Source organism: Paenibacillus zeirhizosphaerae, assembly GCF_030705605.1.
Taxonomy (GTDB): domain Bacteria; phylum Bacillota; class Bacilli; order Paenibacillales; family Paenibacillaceae; genus Paenibacillus; species Paenibacillus zeirhizosphaerae.
The window spans coordinates 605784-625922 of sequence record NZ_JAPCKK010000016.1 but is presented as its reverse complement, the minus strand read 5'-3'; the positions used below and the strand labels follow the sequence as shown (position 1 = coordinate 625922).

Annotated in this window: 15 protein-coding genes; 10 read left to right on the top strand and 5 right to left on the bottom strand. The window is 50.2% G+C overall.

The genetic code is table 11. The features are described 5' to 3' along the window. Positions 1-40: 40 nt before the first annotated feature. Complete coding sequence (locus OIN60_RS12645; RefSeq protein ID WP_305755212.1) at positions 41-1063, top strand: LacI family DNA-binding transcriptional regulator; 1023 nt, start codon at positions 41-43, stop codon at positions 1061-1063. Between the two features lie 141 nt (positions 1064-1204). Next, on the top strand, positions 1205-3766 hold the full coding sequence (locus OIN60_RS12640; protein ID WP_370872494.1) for a beta-mannosidase: 2562 nt from the start codon (positions 1205-1207) through the stop codon (positions 3764-3766). Between the two features lie 221 nt (positions 3767-3987). Here the strand turns inward: OIN60_RS12640 and OIN60_RS12635 are convergent, their stop codons facing one another. Further along, on the bottom strand, positions 3988-5397 hold the full coding sequence (locus OIN60_RS12635; RefSeq protein ID WP_370872493.1) for a transcriptional regulator: 1410 nt from the start codon (positions 5395-5397) through the stop codon (positions 3988-3990). A 182-nt stretch (positions 5398-5579) separates the two neighbouring features. On the opposite strand from OIN60_RS12635, the gene OIN60_RS12630 reads away from it, so the two are divergent. Together OIN60_RS12630 and OIN60_RS12625 are read left to right on the top strand one after the other, a co-directional pair. Then, on the top strand, positions 5580-6611 hold the full coding sequence (locus tag OIN60_RS12630) for an ROK family transcriptional regulator (protein WP_305755209.1): 1032 nt from the start codon (positions 5580-5582) through the stop codon (positions 6609-6611). 9 nt (positions 6612-6620) lie between these two features. Next, positions 6621-7850 (top strand): MFS transporter, encoded by a 1230-nt coding sequence (locus tag OIN60_RS12625; RefSeq protein ID WP_305755208.1) that lies wholly within the window; start codon positions 6621-6623, stop codon positions 7848-7850. Positions 7851-7912: 62 nt separating this feature from the next. Here the strand turns inward: OIN60_RS12625 and OIN60_RS12620 are convergent, their stop codons facing one another. Beyond that, positions 7913-8950 (bottom strand): hypothetical protein, encoded by a 1038-nt coding sequence (locus tag OIN60_RS12620; RefSeq protein WP_305755207.1) that lies wholly within the window; start codon positions 8948-8950, stop codon positions 7913-7915. 206 nt (positions 8951-9156) lie between these two features. On the opposite strand from OIN60_RS12620, the gene OIN60_RS12615 reads away from it, so the two are divergent. From OIN60_RS12615 to OIN60_RS12605, 3 genes are all read left to right on the top strand, one after another. Further along, a complete protein-coding gene (locus tag OIN60_RS12615; RefSeq protein WP_305755206.1) occupies positions 9157-9900 on the top strand; it encodes a DUF1361 domain-containing protein in 744 nt (247 codons plus the stop codon). A gap of 116 nt (positions 9901-10016) precedes the next feature. Next, positions 10017-10169: a DUF4269 domain-containing protein gene (locus OIN60_RS12610; RefSeq protein WP_305755205.1), complete on the top strand. Its 153-nt coding sequence runs from the start codon at positions 10017-10019 to the stop codon at positions 10167-10169. Between the two features lie 11 nt (positions 10170-10180). Continuing rightward, positions 10181-10381, top strand: a complete 201-nt coding sequence (locus OIN60_RS12605; protein WP_305755204.1) for a YwbE family protein — start codon at positions 10181-10183, stop codon at positions 10379-10381. A 16-nt stretch (positions 10382-10397) separates the two neighbouring features. On the opposite strand, the gene OIN60_RS12600 is transcribed toward OIN60_RS12605, so the two are convergent. Together OIN60_RS12600 and OIN60_RS12595 are read right to left on the bottom strand one after the other, a co-directional pair. Then, positions 10398-11561, bottom strand: a complete 1164-nt coding sequence (locus tag OIN60_RS12600; RefSeq protein WP_305755203.1) for a glycosyltransferase family 4 protein — start codon at positions 11559-11561, stop codon at positions 10398-10400. 141 nt (positions 11562-11702) lie between these two features. Then, positions 11703-12953, bottom strand: coding sequence for an MFS transporter (locus OIN60_RS12595; RefSeq protein WP_305755202.1), 1251 nt, complete (start codon positions 12951-12953; stop codon positions 11703-11705). 211 nt (positions 12954-13164) lie between these two features. Between OIN60_RS12595 and OIN60_RS12590 the strand changes: the two genes are divergently transcribed. The 3 genes from OIN60_RS12590 (at position 13165) to OIN60_RS12580 (ending at position 18946) form a co-directional block, all read left to right on the top strand. Further along, positions 13165-14229, top strand: coding sequence for an FUSC family protein (locus OIN60_RS12590; protein WP_305755201.1), 1065 nt, complete (start codon positions 13165-13167; stop codon positions 14227-14229). Between the two features lie 273 nt (positions 14230-14502). Further along, positions 14503-16863 carry an RNA polymerase recycling motor HelD gene (gene helD / locus OIN60_RS12585; protein WP_305755200.1) on the top strand — a complete coding sequence of 787 codons (2361 nt, stop codon included), beginning with the start codon at positions 14503-14505 and terminating at the stop codon, positions 16861-16863. 253 nt (positions 16864-17116) lie between these two features. Then, complete coding sequence (locus tag OIN60_RS12580) at positions 17117-18946, top strand: adenine deaminase (protein WP_305755199.1); 1830 nt, start codon at positions 17117-17119, stop codon at positions 18944-18946. Here OIN60_RS12580 and OIN60_RS12575 read toward each other — a convergent pair. After that, on the bottom strand, positions 18921-19847 hold the full coding sequence (locus OIN60_RS12575; RefSeq protein ID WP_305755546.1) for an AraC family transcriptional regulator: 927 nt from the start codon (positions 19845-19847) through the stop codon (positions 18921-18923). The two genes, OIN60_RS12580 and OIN60_RS12575, sit on opposite strands and share 26 nt — an antisense overlap. Positions 19848-20139 lie beyond the last annotated feature (292 nt).

Genomic DNA, 20139 nt, shown 5'->3' with positions numbered 1-20139 from the left:
TTGTGCTACGATAGAACAAATAAATTGACGGGTGATGGATATGCGAGGGAAAGTGACCTTACAGGAGATTGCAGAAGCGGCTGGTGTCTCCAAATTTGCCGTCTCCCGTGCATTGGCGGGTAAACCGGGCGTAAGTGAAGACACGAGGGCAGCGATTGTAGAGCTGGCAGGCAGGCTGGGATATTTCAGGCAGGAGCATAAACGTATTGCACCGGAACAGGCTGTTTGGAAGGGCACGGTTGCGGTGCTGTTTCCCAATATCCGCAGTCAGAACAGGGAGTCTAAGTACTGGGGGCCTGTGTTTGAAGGAATAGCGGAACAGTTAAATGATAAAGGACTGGATGTGCTTACTCTGACAGAGCCGTCGTCGGACGATCTGTTTTCGCTGCTGAACCCTGCAGCCATTCGCGGTATTATTACGGTGGGTTCGATCTCGACAGGAATACTGCTGAATATCCGGCGTCTTGGCATACCGTTCGTTATGGTCGATCACAGAGATGCGGCGGTTCGCGCGGATACTCTATTTACGGATAATTGGGCGTGTATGGAGGAGATGCTCCATACCTTGATCGCCAAAGGATACAGCCGCATGCAGTTTGTGGGCAACATCAGCGATGCCTGGAGCTTTCATGAGCGTTGGGCTGCTTACCGCTCAACGCTTGAAAGAAACGGGATCGATGTACAGCAGGACGAAAGGCTGTTTACGCCGGAGCCAGCAGACTTGGCCGCTTGTCTTGCGAGTATTGCGGCTCAAGGCTTGCCAGAGCTGTTTGTATGTGTCAATGATCATACCGCCCACCTGGTGATTGACACCCTGGACGGCTTGGGGGTCCGTGTTCCCGCAGATTGTGGTGTTACCGGGTTTGATCATACGCATGAGCAGCACCCGATTGCGGCAACCGTTAAGATGGACAAGGAACTGCTGGGCAGGCGTTCGGTGGATCAACTCCTCTGGAGAATGATGAATCCCGCTTCTCTTCACGAGAAGACAGCCATCGATGCCGAGCTGGTGGTGAGGGAGCAATTTCTCTCTACGGTTGGTAGAGCAAAAGTGGTGAAATAACATGGTGACGAGTCGTCCGGGAAACCGAACGACTTTTTTTATTTTCCAACAACTGGTTGACCTTCATCAAACCTAATGTTATTTTTGTTATGTAATTCACCTAAATGTTAGGTTGAGGAAAAACGGAGCGGAGGGCTGATGATGGAAAAATGGACTCAGCGGTTGGAAGGATGGAGGTTTAAGGCATGTGCAGATAAGGAGTGGCTGCCGGCACAAGTTCCGGGCTGCGTGCATACCGATTTGCTGCGCAACGGCACAATCCCCGATCCATTCTATGGAACGAATGAACGGGAGCTGCAGTGGATCGACAAGCAGGATTGGGAGTATGAGGCCCACTTCCTGATCCGGCCCGAGGCAGCGGCTTTGCAGCATCTGGAGCTGGTATGTGAGGGCCTGGATACTTATGCTGATGTAAGCGTTAACGATGTGCTGGTATTTTCGGGAGACAATATGTTCCGTACCTGGAGAAATGATATTAAGTCTTTGCTTAAAGTCGGCGATAACGTAATCCATATCCGCTTTCGCTCCCCGATCCAGGAGGACCTTCCGAAGCTGGAAAAGCTCGGATACGGGCTTCCTGCGTCGAACGACCAGTCTGAGCTTGGAGGGCTGGATGACCGCAAGCTGAGTGTTTTCGCCCGCAAGGCTCCATACCATTACGGCTGGGATTGGGGGCCGCGTTTGGTTACAAGCGGAATCTGGCGTGAGATCAGGCTGGAGGGCTGGGCGGTTAGCCGCATCTTGGACCTGTTCATCCGTCAGGATGAAGTCAACGCCAAGGAAGCGAGGCTTACAGCTCAGGTAGAGATCGAAGCGGCCGAAGCCGGTCCTGTTCTGCTGCGTTTGACGGCGGATGGGCAGGACTGGAGCAGTAAAGTGGAACTGAAGCAAGGCAGACAGACACTTGAACTTCCGTTGACGATCACTGAGCCGAAGTTGTGGTGGTGCCGCGGCCTGGGAGAGCAAGCGATGGTCGAGTTCCGCGCCGAGCTGCTGTGGGGAGAGCAACCGATTGCCGAGCAGTCCGTCCGGACCGGCCTTCGCTCGATTCGTCTTGTCCGTGAGAAGGATGAACAAGGCGCAAGCTTTTATTTTGAGCTCAATGGAACTCCCGTATTTGCCAAAGGGGCCAATCACATTCCTAATGATAGCTTTATTACGGAAGTTACGGCTGAACGGTATCGGCATGAGGTGGCCAGCGCGGCCGCATCCAACATGAATATGCTGCGTGTATGGGGAGGCGGCATTTATGAGGAGGACGTGTTTTACGAGCTATGTGATGAATACGGCATTCTGGTATGGCAGGACTTTATGTTCGCTTGCAGCATGTATCCGGGAGATGAAGTTTTTCTGAACAGTGTCCGTCTTGAAGCGGAGGATAACGTGCGGCGTCTTCGCAACCACCCGTGCATCGCTCTGTGGTGTGGCAATAATGAAATCGACTCGGCCTGGGCGCATTATAACGAGAGTGGAGGCTGGGGCTGGAAGAAGAATTACACCCCTGAACAGCGTGAGCGGATTTGGGCGGATTATGAAGCTATATTTCACCGTGTTCTGCCAGAGGTGGTTGAACGGCTTGCACCCGGAAGTGACTATTGGCCGTCTTCTCCTATGATTGACCTGACCGGCGATGCAGGGCAGCATGCGCATCCTGCATCCACTGAAGGGGACATTCACTACTGGGGCGTATGGCATGCGGTCGAACCGTTTGAAAATTATAATGTGTATGTCGGACGTTTTATGAGCGAGTACGGCTTCCAGTCTTTTCCGGAATACCGGTCTGTTCGTTCCTATGCTGAGGAGCATGAGTTGGAGCTGGAATCGGAGCCGATGCTGGCTCATCAGAAGAATGGGGCGGGTAACCGGCTGATCAAGCAGTATATGGATATGTATTTGCACGAGCCAAAGGATTTTAAAGCTTTCCTGCATATGAGCCAAATTCTGCAGGCGGACGCCATGGAGATGGCGATCGAAGCGCATCGCCGCAGCAAACCCTACTGCATGGGCACATTGTATTGGCAAATGAATGACTGCTGGCCGGTTGCGTCATGGGCTGGCATGGATTATTACGGACGCTGGAAAGCGCTGCAGTACAGAGCCAAGCGCAGCTTCAGTGATATACTGTTGTCGGTGGCCGGGCACAACCAAGGAACTGTATCGTTTCATGTCATAAATGATACCCTGCAGAACGTTACAGGTAAGCTGAACGTAAGTGTGCGGCATATTCTCGGAGGTACCGTCAAGGAGCTCGAACAGGAGATACAGATAAAGCCTAACGGAAATGAGACGGTTCTGACTCTTGCTGTGGAGGAACTGCTTGGGGGCAAAAAAACGGCCGAGCATATGCTTGTGGCCAGACTGGAAAATGAGCGCGGAGAAACGAAGGCTGTGCGGGAGCATTATTTTACGGCAATCAAAGAAATGATTCTGCCCGTGCCCCGTATCGAATGCCTGGAAAGCGGAGAAGGAGAAGAATGGACGCTTACATTGAAGTCGGATGTATTAGCCAGACATGTGTGGTTGTCCGCAGAGCATGATGGCATCTTTACGGATAATGACTTTGATCTGGTGCCTGGAGTACCCAAAACGGTTGGGTTCCTGACGTTCGGCGGAGAGAGCTCTTATTTCCGTCCGCAGGCTCCGGGGCGGGTTACATTCCGTTCCATAACCGATTATATTAAACAAACGGCTGTGCAACCGTGAGGTTCGGCGGAATCATAGAGAAAGGATAAAAGAACAAGGAGGCCGTCTATGACAGCCTCTTTTTTCGATGAAGGGGTTACAGTATCTTCTTTATAATGTTGTATTGCCTCTATGTCTTAGAATCGATCTAATATTAACCGTGTCCGTGTTGATCTAACGTGTTAAAGAGTAAATCTACTGATAACTGATCGGTAGTTGTTGCAACTAAACATAACGAAAAACTAACTGCTAACCAAAGTAGTGTGATTCTTTTTTTCATTCATGAACACCTCTTTCATCAGATTGTGATAGGTTATTACGGTGTCTGAAGATGCAAGATTGCGAGTGTTTTCAAACAGCACCATGCACTTAGTGATATATGATTCATTTTTCATTATAAAGGATGTTTTCAAACATTCTAATAAATATTTGAATCCATATGAGTCTGTTTTATTAGCTAGATAATATTCAGCCAACTCATAGAAAAGGTAAAGGGAATATTCGTTTACAAATTTTTCGTTGTACACGCCGAGGGTATGCCGTCTCTCCAAATAGGTGCTTACGTGTTCTTCGAACTTGAGCAATATATTATCTACGTTAAAATTAAAACGATTAGCTGCTTTTAAAATATTAAACAATGCAAGAAGCATCTCATCCTGCTTCTTCTCCATATAGGTTACATAGTGTGGTAAAATTTCTAATTCACCTGAGAAAAGCTTGTTTACATAAGTATTTGCCTTTGCCCACTCTTTAAATAGGTTCTTCCAATGTAATGTATCTTCGTCGCTTTCTTTAACCCAGGCTAAATCGGCATAAGCGTATGTGTATTGCAAGGCTTGTCTGTAATCTCCGCGCGCATCACTAACACCTGCTCGAAGTAGATTAGAATAGGCGAGATAAAAAAACAAAGGTCTTCCAGGCTTTTTTATGGATCGCCGAACCCTTTCGATGCGTTGGCCTTCGAAATACTGAACCTTAGCAAGCTGCTCCATTTTATTTACAGTCTTTTCGACCCTATCCCATTCCCGAAGCGATCGATATGTATTTGCTAATTCTTTGAGTGCATCGAGCTGGTCAATCTCATCCAGACGATCTACATAGGGTTCAAATTGATTGGCTGCACGCAAGTTTCGAGTTTGATTATTTTCTCGAATTCTTAGCAGAAACAAACGATAATGACATAGGGCCAATCTTTCCGAGTGTTGACGAATCTCACTTTCTGCAACACACTCATACAGGATTACCGCTGCTTTGCCTTTGTTGTTATGGAAAAAATCCTCTGCCGTATCAAAAAGCAAAGGAGAGTACACTAAATTGTCCATTAACAAATCAACCGTTTGTCTTATGCAATCAAGCTTGTCCAATTCAGCACAACGGTACAAGAATGGCCTGATTCTACGCCAATTGGGGGAAGCTTCGTTTAAATATTCCTGCACGTATTGTTCATAAAAATATCCCTCTGGCAAAGCTAGCACAGCAGTGATCCGGTCTAATTGATTTACAGCCATTATACGGTTTCCGTTCAAGATTGAACTCATCGTGCCAGCATTTAATCCGGCGATCTTTCCAAAGCGTGATATATTTAATCCTTGTTGTTCCATGAAGTTGTCAAGCTGAGTTCTTATCGTGGTAGTGTCACTCAAATTAACCACCCCTGAATTAATTTGCAATTATATTACAAATATAACCATTTATCGAACGGAGGTCAATTGATTAATAAGAGAATTAGTAATAGCTTTTTAACATCGTGTGTCTTTACTTCAAGTTATCTAATATGATATGCTAATCGCAACTTATTAAAGATATTTAATAAGTTATTTTGGGGTGAACTAAAATGAGTGAGATAACAGCCAATCCAAAGTCCATGAAGAAAATTATTCTTCGTGGCATCCGTACCGAGCTATTGAAGCATGGGGGTGCAACGAAGGTTGAGCTTAGCCGCAAGCTGGACATAAGCTTTCCAACGATCAGCAAGTTCATTAATCAGATGGAGAAGAGCGGGGAAGTGGTTTCGCTCGGCCTCGATCATTCGGGAGGTGGAAGAAGGGCGGTACGATACGACTATAATGCAGATTATAAGCTTGGTTTGGCTGTATTTTTGGAGCGGACAGAAACCGGATATATTGTCTTCAACTGCCGAGGCGAGGTGAAGGAGCGCAGAGATGTTGCGGGTGTGCTGATGGAGGATGTTACAAGCCTTACTGCGCAAATTGAGTCCCTGATCACGAAATATCCGAAGATCAGCTCGCTCACGATAGGGGTTCCGGCAGCAGTCAGCAACGGACGCATCATTCACATACCAGACTATGAGCAATTTCAGGATTTGGATTTGAAAGGCTACTGCGAACAACGCTTTTCCGTGCCAGTCGTCGTGGAAAATGATATGAATGCCGCAGTACTCGGCTATTATATGCATAGCAGACATAAGGACGCTTCCTCGCTCGTATATCTGTACTTTGGCCAGAATGGTCCAGGGGCGGGAATTATGGTCAATGGACGGCTGGTCCGGGGCAGCACCTTTTTCTCGGGTGAAATTTCGTTTGTTCCGCAATACGACAACCGCAACTTCCGGCAGGCCATGCAGCTCGCCCGGGAGGAAGCCTTAAGAGGAAAGGCTGATTTCGATCCGGTAAGCAGATTGATTGCTTCGATCACGTCGATTCTTAACCCGCACAGGATCGTTTTCTGTAATGACGAAGTGAATTCGGCAATGCTGGCGCAAATTGCAACGGGCAGTACAGCCTATATTCCGGCCGAGCATCTGCCGGAGATGGCGGTGAGCAATTGGAAAGAGGACTATCTTAACGGATTGCAGGGCCTAGGACTGGAGCTCATGCTTGCCGGAGCGGATCAAAATGATGAATAGGAGAAATCTATGGCAACGTATTTTATCATAATTATTTATCTGGCGTTCATAAGTCTTGGCTTGCCCGATTCGCTACTTGGAGCGGCATGGCCTGTCATGCAGCTTGATTACGGAGCCCCGCTCGATATGGCTGGCTGGTTGTTTATGAGTATTGCGGCAGGTACAATTGTTTCAAGCTTGGCCAGCGGAGCGGTCATCAGACGTTTCGGGACAGGCAAAGTCACCCTGGTAAGCTGCTTGATGACGGCCTGCGCATTAATCGGCTTCGGTATGGCGCCTTCTGTAATGTGGCTGTTCGTGTTTGCCATACCGCTGGGCTTGGGCGGAGGCTCCGTGGATGCGGCCCTGAACAATTATGTAGCTGCCTATTACAAGGCCCATCATATGAACTGGCTGCACTGCTTCTGGGGAGTGGGCGCCACACTTAGCCCAATGATTATGGCGCAATTTATGGCCGGAGACAGCTCCTGGAGACAGGGGTATCTGACGATTTCCGGCATCCAGTTCGTTCTGGTTGTTATTCTTCTGCTATCATTGCCACTATGGGATAAGGTCGCCAGTAGCACGGCTTCCGCTATAAAAGAAGGACCGGATTCAAGGAATGTGAAGGACTTGAGTGAGGATGAAACGGTTAAGCCATTGCACATCCGGGGAGTGAAGCTAAGCCTGGCAGCCTTCCTGTTTTACTGCGGGGTTGAGGCAACTCTAGGCCTTTGGGGGAGCAGCTTTCTGGTAAATGAGAAGAGTGCTGCCCCCGACATGGCTGCGCAGGCCATTTCCTTGTATTTCGCCGGGATTACTCTTGGCCGCTTTATCGCCGGATTTATTACTTTTAAGCTGAGCAACCGCGCTCTGATTCGTGCAGGACAAATTACAGCTTTGTCGGGTACATTGCTTCTATGTCTGCCGCTTTCGTCCGGCTTTTCCGTAGCGGCGTTTATGCTCGTAGGCCTGGGACTCGCTCCGATATACCCGTCCATGCTCCATGAAACGCCGCTGCGCTTCGGGAAAAAGCACTCCCAGACCATTATGGGTTACCAGATGGCGATAGCTTATACGGGCAGCACCTTTATCCCGCCGCTTCTTGGTTATATGGCTTCCAGCTTGACTATTGGCATTTTGCCGCTGTTTATCCTGATTTCAGTAGCCGCCATGGTGTTCTCATCTGAAAGATTAAACGCCTTTTTCAGCATGAAGCATGCGCTGGATAACAGCGAAGCAAAATCTCCTTTACTATGAATGATACTGTCGATAGCATACTTTTTCTTGCTATATGCTTATCATGGTAAAAGTATTCGGAGTCACCTTTTAGGTTTCAAGCGCACGGTTTTAGGTTTACAGCGGGCAAGCTCTTTGGTGGTGAGTGGACGGGTGCAGGAGCATGGAGCAGCGGGGCGACGCTTCACCAAGGCCTGACCGGACGGCTTCGCTACCTGGAGCTTGAAGGCCCGCATGGCCCTTTCCACGGGAAAAGAGACGGAAATACGTCCATCGTTCGAACCGGCAAAATTAACGGCTGCCGCATAACTATCGCTTCTTCTTAGCCATACCGAACCCGAGTCCCCGGGCAACGAAATAGGCTTCGAACCGCGTATTATGCTTTGGTCGCGGAAGCTAAGTACACCTAAATTTTCTCCGTACTCGATCTGCACATCCGTATGGATCGATTCTACCCTTCCGTACACTAGACCTGTCGTCCGTCCGACTTTTTTCAACCGTTCCCCAATTTTGTATGACGTAATATATCCCGGCACCACACCGATCGTAGCGTAGCGCGGGCTAATGAGGCTGTTGCGCAGCGGGGCTGAAATGGCAGCATCCAGCAAGTTTTGTCCCGATTTGCGCAGTCTGACGTAGCGGTATAGCGTACCGACTCGATCGGATGCGAGTGTTCCGCCATCTGCCCCGCCGGGCTGTAGGGTCGGGATCGCGCCTCCCGTATTGTGTGGATTGAGGACATGGTTATTGCTAAGCATATATTTTGTGCTCTGGCACTCCGCGTCGGCAACCACGAGACCCAAGGTACCGGAAGCATCGATTGTTCCGATGCTGTAACCTGCAGGTACAGGACGGATTCGCCGTGTGTAGAGGGCATTCGTTCTGAAGGGCTGTGAGCGTACGATACGAACCGGTGCTTTTGCTCCGGTGGAATGGGCTGATGCTTTGGAAAGAACGGATTTGGCGGCAGACAGTGAATCCGTGTAAATAATCACCGCCGCCCCTTTTTTGTGGTTTTTAGGATCCCGGTAACCAATCCCTACCCCGAAGATTCCTTTGGTCGTCATCCATTTTTTTGCATATTGATTTTTCATCCGCAGTGCTGCGGCGAACGTTGCCAACCTGATCACCCTCCTTCATGGTCTCAAAAGCAGTGTATGGATAAGAGGGGCTTTTTGCTTATATTTTGGAACATTGTGGAATATAACGAACTGTTGTACACTTTCTGATACAAGGGAAGTAAGGGGATTGCTGTGCAATCATTTTTTATACAGTATGGGGGAGTAAGCATTCATGTGCTTAATTCCGGTGATGAGAAGGAGGATGTATGCACACTGGACTGAAATCGCTGAACTATCCCGGTAAGTTAATTGTGTTTGGGCTGCTTGCATTGGCATCCCTTGTCAGTACGTTATGGATTTTACATATAAAGCTGCCGTCAGGCAAACCTCCCTACACCTTTATCTGGTGGAATATGCTGCTGGCATGGATTCCCGCCGTGCTTACAGTGTTGCTTGATCTTCTCTACTCGGTTAGGCGCGGTAGTTTCAGGAAGCTGCTTCTGATGGGGACAGGCCTTGTATGGCTGGGTTTTTATCCGAATGCGCCTTATATGATCACGGACATGCTTCATGTGTTCGCCAGATATTCCTATCAGCCCGATGAACGCTTCTGGGCGGCTGCGGATTTCTGGAATCATACATTCGCGATGCTGCTTGTTGGATTAACGGGCCTGTTTATGGGCTGTGTTTTACTGGATTCCGTAAAGCAATTGGTGCGCAGATCCTTCGGGCGGACGGCAGGGGTACTGTTCGCTTTGGCAGTGCTGCTGCTTAGCAGCTTTGCCATTTACATTGGACGTTTTATTCGCGGTAACACCTGGGATATCGTTACGAGCCCGCTTAAGCTGTACAATCAACTGACCGAGATTTGGTCAACGCCTGCCGGGAAGGGACATATGCTCTATTTTTGCGCGATGATTTTTACGGTTCTCACGGTAACTTATGTACTGACATGGGCTATTTCTATCACCCGTAAGCCTGTAGGGGAAAGAAGTTTATATGGAAGATAAACAACAGACATATCCGTTTATGGAACTGCAATATCTTGTACAGGGCAGTGCCAGGCAGCGCGAGGCCCATGCCGTACTAATAGAGCTGGGAATAGTACCTCGGACAAAATGGGAAAATGCTAATTAGATCAATGAAGAGAGATGGGTTCAAGACAGAGCCTGCATTCGCTGCGCTGCTTGGACTTCAGGGCGACCCGTACGAAGAACTTCTGCGTATGTACTCCTGGAGTGATGAACAGCTCAGGAGGTTTATCGACAAGACGAAATGAGGTGTAACAGCATGAGTGGACAGAAAAGATCGGATATCCGGGCGGGATTGCTCGTTGATATTGTATTAAAGCAGAACCAGCGTACCGGCAAGCTGACCCGTGGAACGGTCAAGGACATCCTGACCAATTCCCCTACCCATCCGCATGGCATTAAGGTGCGATTGACGGACGGGCAGGTTGGACGGGTACAACATATTATCGGCCAGCCCTAAAGGCTGTACTTCGGCGTTACATGCGCGCGGCCGGCAGCATCTTGGGGGAAGCAGCGTCCTGATAGCTTGCAAGCAAACGGCTGAATATGCTGTCCCATGAATGGCTCCTGCTTGATTCCCGGCCGGCAGAGGCCAATTGGCCACGCAATACGCTGTTATCTAACAGTTGGGTGGCTGCCTCTGCAAAAGCCTGGGCGTCATTGGCGGGACACAGCCATCCGTTGTGTCCATGGCAGATCAGGTCCTTAACCCCGCCTTCTCCAGCTCCGATGACAGCGGTTCCGCTTGCCATCGCCTCCAGAACCACGTTACCAAACGTCTCGGTGGCCGAAGGAAACAGGAACAGGTCGGCTGCTGCATACCATTCAGCCAAATCGATTCCGGTAACAAAACCGAGCCATTCCACTGTGTCTGCAGGAAGTCCATGTGCAACGGGATCCATAACCCGGCTCAGTGGACCGTCTCCGGCTACAACCAGCACGGATTGGGATCGCAGCCGCTCCGGAAGCCTCTTGAACGATTCCATGAGAATCTCAATGCCTTTTTCGGGCGCCAGACGGCCTACATATAAAATGATATATTTGCGGGGTCTGATGTTCCATTTGGCCCATACTTGTTCCCTTTGCCCAGTAGGGGAGAATAGGGTCGAATCAATGCCTCTTCCCCAAATTTCCAGGTTGTTGAAGTCTTTGTTCTTCAATTCGGCAAGGGTGGACCGGGAAGGTACGTAAATTCGCTCACAGTTTCTGTGAAACCAAAGCATATACTTCCACAATGCGGGCTCCAGCCAGCGGAGCCTGTAGTAGTCGAGATACTTATCGAAATGAGTGTGATAGGATGCGACAAGAGGGATATGATGTTTTGCCGCATACGAGGCGCCGAATAATCCGAGATTGAAGGGTGTGGCGACATGAATGAGCGTGGGGGAAAAGGCCCGGAGCCGATTGTTAATCTGTTTGGCGTTGGGGATCGCTAGCTGACATTCCTTGTACAGAAAAAAGGGGATGCTGCGAAAGCGTTCCACTTCCGAACCCACAGGCTGCGCCCTGTCTCCTTCCGGCGCAAACACAATACAAGGAACCTCGTGCTCGCGCAAATAATCTGTCCATCTGGCCAATGTCAGTGCCGCACCGTTCACATCCGGCGCAAAGGTATCCGTAAAAAGCGCCACCCGAAGCATACAAGCCCCTCCTCATTATAGCAAGCCTAAGCCTTTGAGAAGACCGCAGAAGGTCCTGTTTCATTATGACAGGGCATTGTATGCTGGAATTAAGCTTATTGTAAAGTTAAAGGCAGCTTCATATGATGCAGCGGAAGCGGCTTATTTATTTATGCCTGCTGCCGCAGAGGTCCGGCGCTCACGGAACATGATGTAGTAAAGCAGCGATGAAACGACATACAGCAGGCCGGTAATGCTGAAGGTGATGGCGTATCCCCAGTAGTTCCCGTAAGTGGTCACGAGATGTGACTGCACAGGTCCCATGGTCGCCCACCCGAGCATAAAGGCGGTCTGCATCAGGGAGTTGGCCGTCCCGCGCCGCTTTACCGAGATTTTATCCATCATAATGGCGGATTGGATGGGATTCGCCGCATTCATGAGCGCCTGCCTGAACAGGAAGCTGACAGATGCGGCCCACAACATATTTGTAAAACCGGTGACCAGCAGAAACGGGAGAGACAGCATCTGAAAGCAGACGACAGCCTTGACGGGACCCAGCCTGCCTGCAAGATATGGACCCACTAGCATGGATAGAATCGTCATGACCTGGCCGAGGGCCAGCAGTAAGCTCATGCCGCTCCACGAAACGTCGAACCGGTTCGTAAAGTATAAATTCAAGTAAGGAATCACCAGCCCTGAGCCAAAGCCAATCAGCAACTGGGTAATAACAAATTGCGTGATGAGCACGTGGTCTCGTCCCGGGCGCGCAGCATCCGCTGCATGGCCGGTTGCCTGCGGCTTGCTGTCCATGCTTGCGGCTGTCCCGCTGGTCTCGGCTATGCGGATTAAGGGAAGGAAGGACGCCAGTGTAGAGATGCCTCCGACCATTAGCACAGCCTGCAGGCTGGCCGTCCGGCCGAAGCCCAAGGACTGCAGCAGGTCGGCAATGACACCGCCGCCAAGGCTGCCGATGACCTGTGCAGCCAATACAAGTGATGAGTAATAGCTGAACATGCGCAGGCGCTTGGATATGCTTACGTTTTCCGCAAGAAAGGGAATGGCCAGCACTTGAAAGAATGCAGCAAATATGCCGCTGAGTACTGCAAATAGAAGCATGCCCGACTGTGCTTCCAGCAGCGAGCGGCCGATGAAGACGGCACCGCTGACCAATGCTCCGGCCATCAGCATCCATTTGCGGCTGAGTCTGTCGCCGAGCAGACCGACCGGGATGAACATGAGCGCGGTAGCCAATGACTGCAAGCTGACAACGTTGCCTGTCATGGACTCGCTATAACCGAGACTTTGGATGTATAGATTATATAGAACAGAGAACATGCCTCCGCCGATCTGATACAAAATGTTAGCAATAAAAAAAAGCCTGATATTCCGTGGCCACTGCTGAAATGACTGCATGAAAGCTCCCCCACTCTATTGTTAAAGCGACCCTACTATTCTAGCAGGGTTACACATTTAGAGAAAGATGGGACCGAATATTCTGGCCGAATGGCATTTCGAATCCTATTGGGTAATAAGAAGCATTGGACAGTTTCCCTTAATTTGTTTATAGTAGATCGCGGTATAAATAATCAGTGAGTGACAGCAACACACGCAGGAGGGATTTTATTTGGCATTTGGAGCACGGGTGCTTAAGACGGGTATTGCCGTAACCTTGGCCCTCTTTCTAAGCTCATTACTTAATACCCAATCGCCTGTAGGCGCCGCAATCGCTGCTATCTTCGCCATGCAGCCTTCTATTTATCGTTCCTGGCGTTATTTTCTGGATCAGCTGCAGACCAGTACACTCGGTGCGATTGTAGCCCTGGTGGGCGGGATGGTGCTGGGAAATCAGCCTATTGCCGTGGGACTTATCTGCAGTCTGGTCATTATCATCTGTCTGCAGCTTAAAATGGCGGATACAATCGGCTTAACGCTGGTAACCGTCGTTTCGGTCATTGAAACAGCCGGCGATTGGCAATTTGCGTTGTCGCGTTTCTTGCTCACTCTGATCGGGATCGTTTCGGCTTTTCTCATTAATATACTGGTCTTCCCGCCTAAGCCGAAGAAACAGTTCATCGGCCAGATTCAAAGCGTATTTAATCGAATGTCGCTGCTGCTGCGGACGGCCATTTCGGATGAAATTAAGGAAACGGTGTTTCGTGAAGAGAAAAGCAGTCTGGAAGGCTCCATAAAAGGCTTGTCCGATAAATATCACCTGTTTGAGGAAGAGCAGAAGAAGCTTAAGAGGGCGCGGTACAGTCAGACTCGTGAGATGGTCGTTTACAAGCAGATGCTGACCAGCCTCGCAAAAGGGTTTGAGGTGCTTGATGCGGTTGAGCGGCATTACTTCCAGGCTGAGCGGCCTGACGGAACGGACCGCTTCTTCGATCATCATCTGGAGCAGCTTATCCGTTTCCACGAGCATGCACTGCTGAAATTCGAGGATAAGCTGAAGCCTAACGACGATGAATCGCATATTTTCGAAGAAGAAAACCGTATTTTTATGGAATCAGCCATTGCCCGTTATGACCGTACCCAGGAAGGTGTGCTGCGGCTCGCTATCGTGGCCGCAGCCATGTACGATTACGGTCACCAGCTCAGCCGTTTAAGCAGACTTGCGGATCATATTCATCGCGGGGATGACGGCAAGGATCAGGGGGAGGGCCTGATGGCGTGGCTGCGCAGATCTTAGCTGCCCGAATATATTGTATCCATAGCAAAAGGACGCCGACGGCGTCCTTTTCAAGCTGAGTTATGCGAAATAGGGGATAAAAACAAAAAAAGCTTTCCGGTTGATTGCGGAAGCTGAAGCTGTTAAAATATAGAGTGCTTTTGTAAATGAATTTCAAGAAAATAAAATTACGAACTATCGCTTAATATTCTAGCAGATGGAATTGAGGATGTCAACATCCCCATATTTTTCATAAAGTACAGTCCGGTTGTGGATGAGAAAGAGGAGATGCCAATGAGTACGGATCAGGAATGGACAGAGGAGCAGCAAAGGGTGGATGAAGTTACTTCCCTTATCCGCGGCCGCATCCGCAAACTGGAAGCCGAGGTCGGCCGTGTCCGGGAGGATGTCGTCTCTATGAGAAAGGATTTCTGGGATGAGGTGACGATGAACTTCAGTGAGTCTGATGATGTAGGTGAAACGTCTACAAGCCTGCGTCAGCAGTCCCAGGTATTATCGGATCGTGAGCAACGGCACAAGCAGTCGGCTACCATGCTGAACCGGTTAAACCGTCTGCTTCAGTCTCCTTATTTTGGAAGAATTGATTTTGCGGAAATGGAGGGCCGAGAGGAGAAAATTTATCTTGGCATTGCATCCCTGCTGGATGATAATGAGGTGGGTTTTCTTGTCTACGACTGGCGTGCCCCGATATCCAATTTGTATTATGACAGTATGCCGGGACCTGCTTCCTATGAGACTCCATCAGGCCCCATGGAGGGCGAGCTTACCCTGAAACGGCAGTTTGTGATCCGTGACGGGCGCATCCGGTTCATGTTCGATACCGGTGTTACGATCGGAGATGAACTGCTGCAGGCGGTTTTGAGCCGCAGCTCTGATGCCCAGATGAAAAGCATTGTGGCGACCATTCAGAAGGAGCAAAACCGGATTATCCGCGATGATCGTAGCCGGATGCTGATTGTACAGGGAGCTGCCGGAAGCGGCAAAACGTCCGCTGCTTTGCAGCGTGTAGCTTACTTGTTGTATAAGTACCGGGACCGACTGAGTGCGGATCAGGTCGTGCTCTTCTCGCCCAACCCGATGTTTAATAGCTATGTGTCCACTGTGCTTCCTGAGCTTGGTGAGGAAAATATGAGCCAGACCACGTTTCAGGAATATCTGGAGCGCCGTCTCGGCAGGGAGTTTCAGCTTGAGGACCCATTCGAGCAGCTCGAATACGTTCTGTCCGCTTCCGATCAGCCTGCATATAAGGCCAGGATGGAAGGGATTCGTTTCAAATCGTCGCAGATCTTTCAGAGCATGATTGAGAGCTACAAGCCGTTGTTGGAACGGGAAGGCATGATATTTAAGCCGGTGCGCTTTCAAGGCCGTGAGGTGGTATCCGCCGAAGAAATGGCCCGGAAATTTTATAATTTTGACCCTGACATCCGATTGGCTAACCGTTTGGAGCTGCTGCGTGAATGGCTGCTGAAGGAACTGGCGGCATTCGGAAAGGAGGAGTATACGGCGTCTTGGGTGGACCAACAGATCGAGCTTCTGTCCAGTGAAGACTATCAACGCGCCTATACTCGGCTTCGTCGTAAGAACAAGAGGATCGACGAGACATTTGATGATTTTGACCGGGAGCGGAGCATTCTTGCCAGGATGGTGGTCAGTGACCGGCTCAAGCCCTTACGCAAATGGATAAAAGCGCTGCGTTTTGTGGATATCACCCGATTGTACAGCGAGCTGTTCCGCAATAGAAAGCTTGCAGAGCGGTTGTCCGGCGGTGCGGAGCTGCCGTCACGCTGGGAGGAGATGAGCAGGCTGACGCTGGAGCGGATCGGCGAAGGCGAGCTAGCCTATGAGGATGCGACACCGTACTTGTATTTGCGTGAGATCACGCTGGGTTTTCGCTCCAACGGCGGGATACACCATGTGTTTATCGATGAGGCGCAGGACTACTCACCGTTCCAGCTTTCCTTCCTGAAGCGGTTGTTTCCGAGAGCGAAAATGACGGCTCTCGGCGACTTTAATCAGGCGATCTATGCCCATGCTTCCGTACTTCAGGATAACGGTCCTTTGATGGGACTTTATGGACCGGATCAAACGGAGCTGATTTCCTTGACAAGGAGCTATCGTTCCACTAAGGAAATTGTGGAGTTCACACGGGGCATGGTCGCCGGCGGCGAGCATATTATTCCGTTTAACCGCAGCGGCGACAAGCCGGAGGTGACCGAGATCGGCACACGTGGTAAGCTCCATGAGTCCATAACGCGGGATGTCGAGGCTTTATTGGGTGAAGGTTATGAATCCGTAGCCGTCATTTGTAAAACCGCCGAAGAAAGCGCAGCCGCTCATGAAGCGCTGGAGAAACTGCTGTCCGTCAAGCCGCGGCTGATCAAAAAAACGACGCCCGCCTTTGAAAAGGGGATTCACATCATTCCAGCTTACCTGGCGAAAGGTGTTGAGTTCGATGCCGTCCTGATTTATGATGGCTCAAGCCGCAGGTATGCACGGGAAAGTGAACGGAAGCTGTTCTATACGGCATGTACACGGGCGATGCATTTACTGCATATCTACTCCCTTGGCCAGACCACACCTTTTGTGACAGGACAATCGCCCGAAACGTTTATCTATCGAGATTTAACCAATTAAAGAGCAGTACTCGTCCATTCAGCCCCGGGCCCACAGGCTCGGGGCTCTGTGTATGCACTGAGCCAAACGATGTCACAATATATTCCATCAATAGGAATACAATCATATCCATGCACAAATGATTGAGCCGATTTTGGTCACTGCAACAGCGATGTGTCAGCAGATTTTACAAATCCTCGCCTGCGGGCTTATAATACGAGTCATATATTTTTCACCGGATTAGCAATTTTGAAGAAAATCGGAGGTAGTCCATATGAATCTTTTTGAACGTCCTGCGCTTGCGGATTGTGTTCCTGAACTCGTAGCCACTGCAAGAGGGGAGCGCCCGGCTACGCTGGTCGTTCGTGGAGGCACGCTTGTAAATGTCATTTCCGGGGAAATGATTCCCGGAATGTCTGTAGCGGTGCAGGGCTCCCGGATCGCCTATGTCGGCAAGGATGTTAGCCATACGATTGGCCCGAATACGGTTATTATTGAAGCAGACGGTCGCTATATTGCGCCTGGTCTGCTGGACGGGCATTGTCATATCGAAAGCACGCAGCTAACTGTGACCGAATTTGCCAAAGCTGTGCTTCCGCTCGGTACTACCGGCGGTTTTTTCGATGCCCATGAAATTTCCAACGTGCTGGGCCTAAAGGGTCTTCGCCTCATGCTTGACGAAGCGCGGACAACACCTATGGCAGCCTATATGCAAGTTGCTTCCTGTGTGCCTTCTACAAATGCGGAGCTTGAGACATCCGGCGCTGCGTTCGGACCGGAGGAGGTAGCAGAGGCGCTCGGCTGGGGACCGGATATGATCGGCCTGGGAGAAGTGATGAATTTTCCCGGTGTCGTGTATGGTGAGGAAACGATGATTGGCGAAATACAGGCAACGCTGCGTGCAGGCAAAGTGGCCGACGGACACTTTACCTGGGCGTCAGACGATTGGAGGCTGCCTGTATATGCGGCCAGTGGTATAACGGGGGATCATGAGTGCGTGACCCCCGAGGATGTGGCTGAGCGGATACGTCTCGGAATGTACGCCAAGATGCGGCAGGGATCTGCCTGGCATGACGTAGCGGAGACGATCAAAGCCTGCACGGAGATGGGGCTGGACACCCGCCGTATGATGCTGGTGACGGATGACCGCAGCTCGGAATCGCTGTTGAAGGAAGGCCATATGAATTTTGTGGTAAGGCACGCCATCGCTCAAGGGGTGAAGCCGGTCACCGCCTTTCAGATGGCGACGATCAATACGGCGGAACGCTTTGGAGTGGCACGAGACATCGGCTCGGTGACCCCGGGCTCCATTGCGGATATGATTCTGTTGGAGGGCAGGCTTGCGGATGTAAAGGTGTCTGCAACCATCGCCGCCGGAAGTCTTGTGGCCGAGAACGGCAAGATGATTGCAGATTGGGACAGCTTCACCTATCCCGAGGATGCCTTGAATACCGTACACATTGATCGTACGATTCTTGCCACTGATTTCGCCTTGCCAGCTCCGGTTCATGCAGGCGAAACGGAAGCGCGGGTCATCCAGGTGACGGAAAACCATGTCGAAACGAAAGAAGTCAGAATGATGGTTCCAGTAGAAGAAGGGCACGTTGTTACAGATCACGGCAAGGATTTATGCAAAATCGCCGTCTTTGAGCGCCATAAAGGAACAGGCAACAGTTCCGTTGCTTTGGTAACCGGCATCGGATTTACGGAGCCCGCTGCCATCGCCATGACCGTGGCGCATGACAGCCATAACCTGCTCGTGATCGGCAATGATGACGAACTGATGGCTCGGGCTGCAAATGAGGTCATGTCCATGCAGGGCGGATCTGCGGTGATATCGACTTCCGGAGAGGCCTTGATGCCGCTGCCGATCGCCGGGCTGATGTCTCCCGCTCCATTTGCCGAGGTTGCGGAGCAGTCCGAGGGCATCAGCACAGCGCTTCAGCAAGCGGGCTGTATGCTTAATAATGCGTTTATGACACTGTCGCTGCTAGCGCTCGTGGTCATTCCGGAAATCCGCTTGTCCGACAAGGGACTTGTAGCGATTGGGGCGGACGGCATTCGCAAGGTTCCGCTGTTTACCGCTGAGCAGGTGAAGATATAACAGGGGATTGGAGGAATGCTTCGTGCTCTTTACGGTAGCGGGAGGGGGTCATGCCGTTCCATTTTTTGAACGTGGCGATAAAGTAGCTTAAGTTGTCGAAGCCTACCTCCATCGCGATATCAACCACCTTGCGGTCGCTCTGCTCCAGCAGTAGGCATGCCTTCTGGATGCGGTAGTGGTTCATGTATTCTATCGGACTTTTTTGCACCATCTGCTTAAAAAAACGGCAGAAATGGCCTTCGCTCATGCCTACCTCATCGGCAATGGCTTTCAGTCTGAGAGGTTCTTGATAGTGTTCATGGATGTAACCGATCGCGGTTTTGATGCGTTCGACCTTGGAGAGACCCGCCGATACTTCTGGAGGTTCACCGGCGGCAGTCGTCATATACGGATACATGCTGGCGAAGATGCTATACAGTTGAGCTTTGGTCGAGATTTCCTTGGCTGGGTGTCGTGTTTCATGATCCTGCAAAATTTTTTGCAAGGCCGTTAATACTTCCTTCCCCCACGATTCTGTTCCTTTGATATGGACAGGCGGCAGCAATTTTTTGTGAAGTATGGGTTCGATAAAGCGCTGTTGGATCACATCCATCCCCCGGCTGAGCAGCATTTTCGGGTCAAAGACGACAGCGGAGAAGACACAGTGGGCATCATGGTGCAAATAGCCGGCATGCAGCATTCCGCTGTTCACGAACAACGCTTCGCCTGCTTTGACCTCCGTATGCAGCATATCTGTCTGAAAAAGGGCGCTTCCCTTACGTACCAGGATCAACTCCATTTCATCATGCCAATGGCAGTCCAGAATACAGTTGCCGTTGAGCTGCTCGACGTCAGCATATACGCTTACAGGGAAAGACGGATGACCGTGTATCCGATTTTCGCGGAGCGTTTCGCGTCTCATCATGCTTACTCCTAACTTGGGCTTGAATAGCCACATATAATAACTTGCAGATCGTGATCGATAGGTTCGAGCTGCGCGAGCAGAAATTCAACTATAGATCATGTCTTGTATCACAAACCGGGCTGGTAGGCTCGGTTTTTCTTTTTCCAGAGAGCTGTTTGAAATAAATACATCAAAATCCTGTTACTATTCGTCAAAATATTAAAAGAAAACCCTTTCCTAAATCAATATTATTATAGTTGAGAATTCAACAAATTCCAATCTACACAGCAGTTCATATCGATGCAGAAGA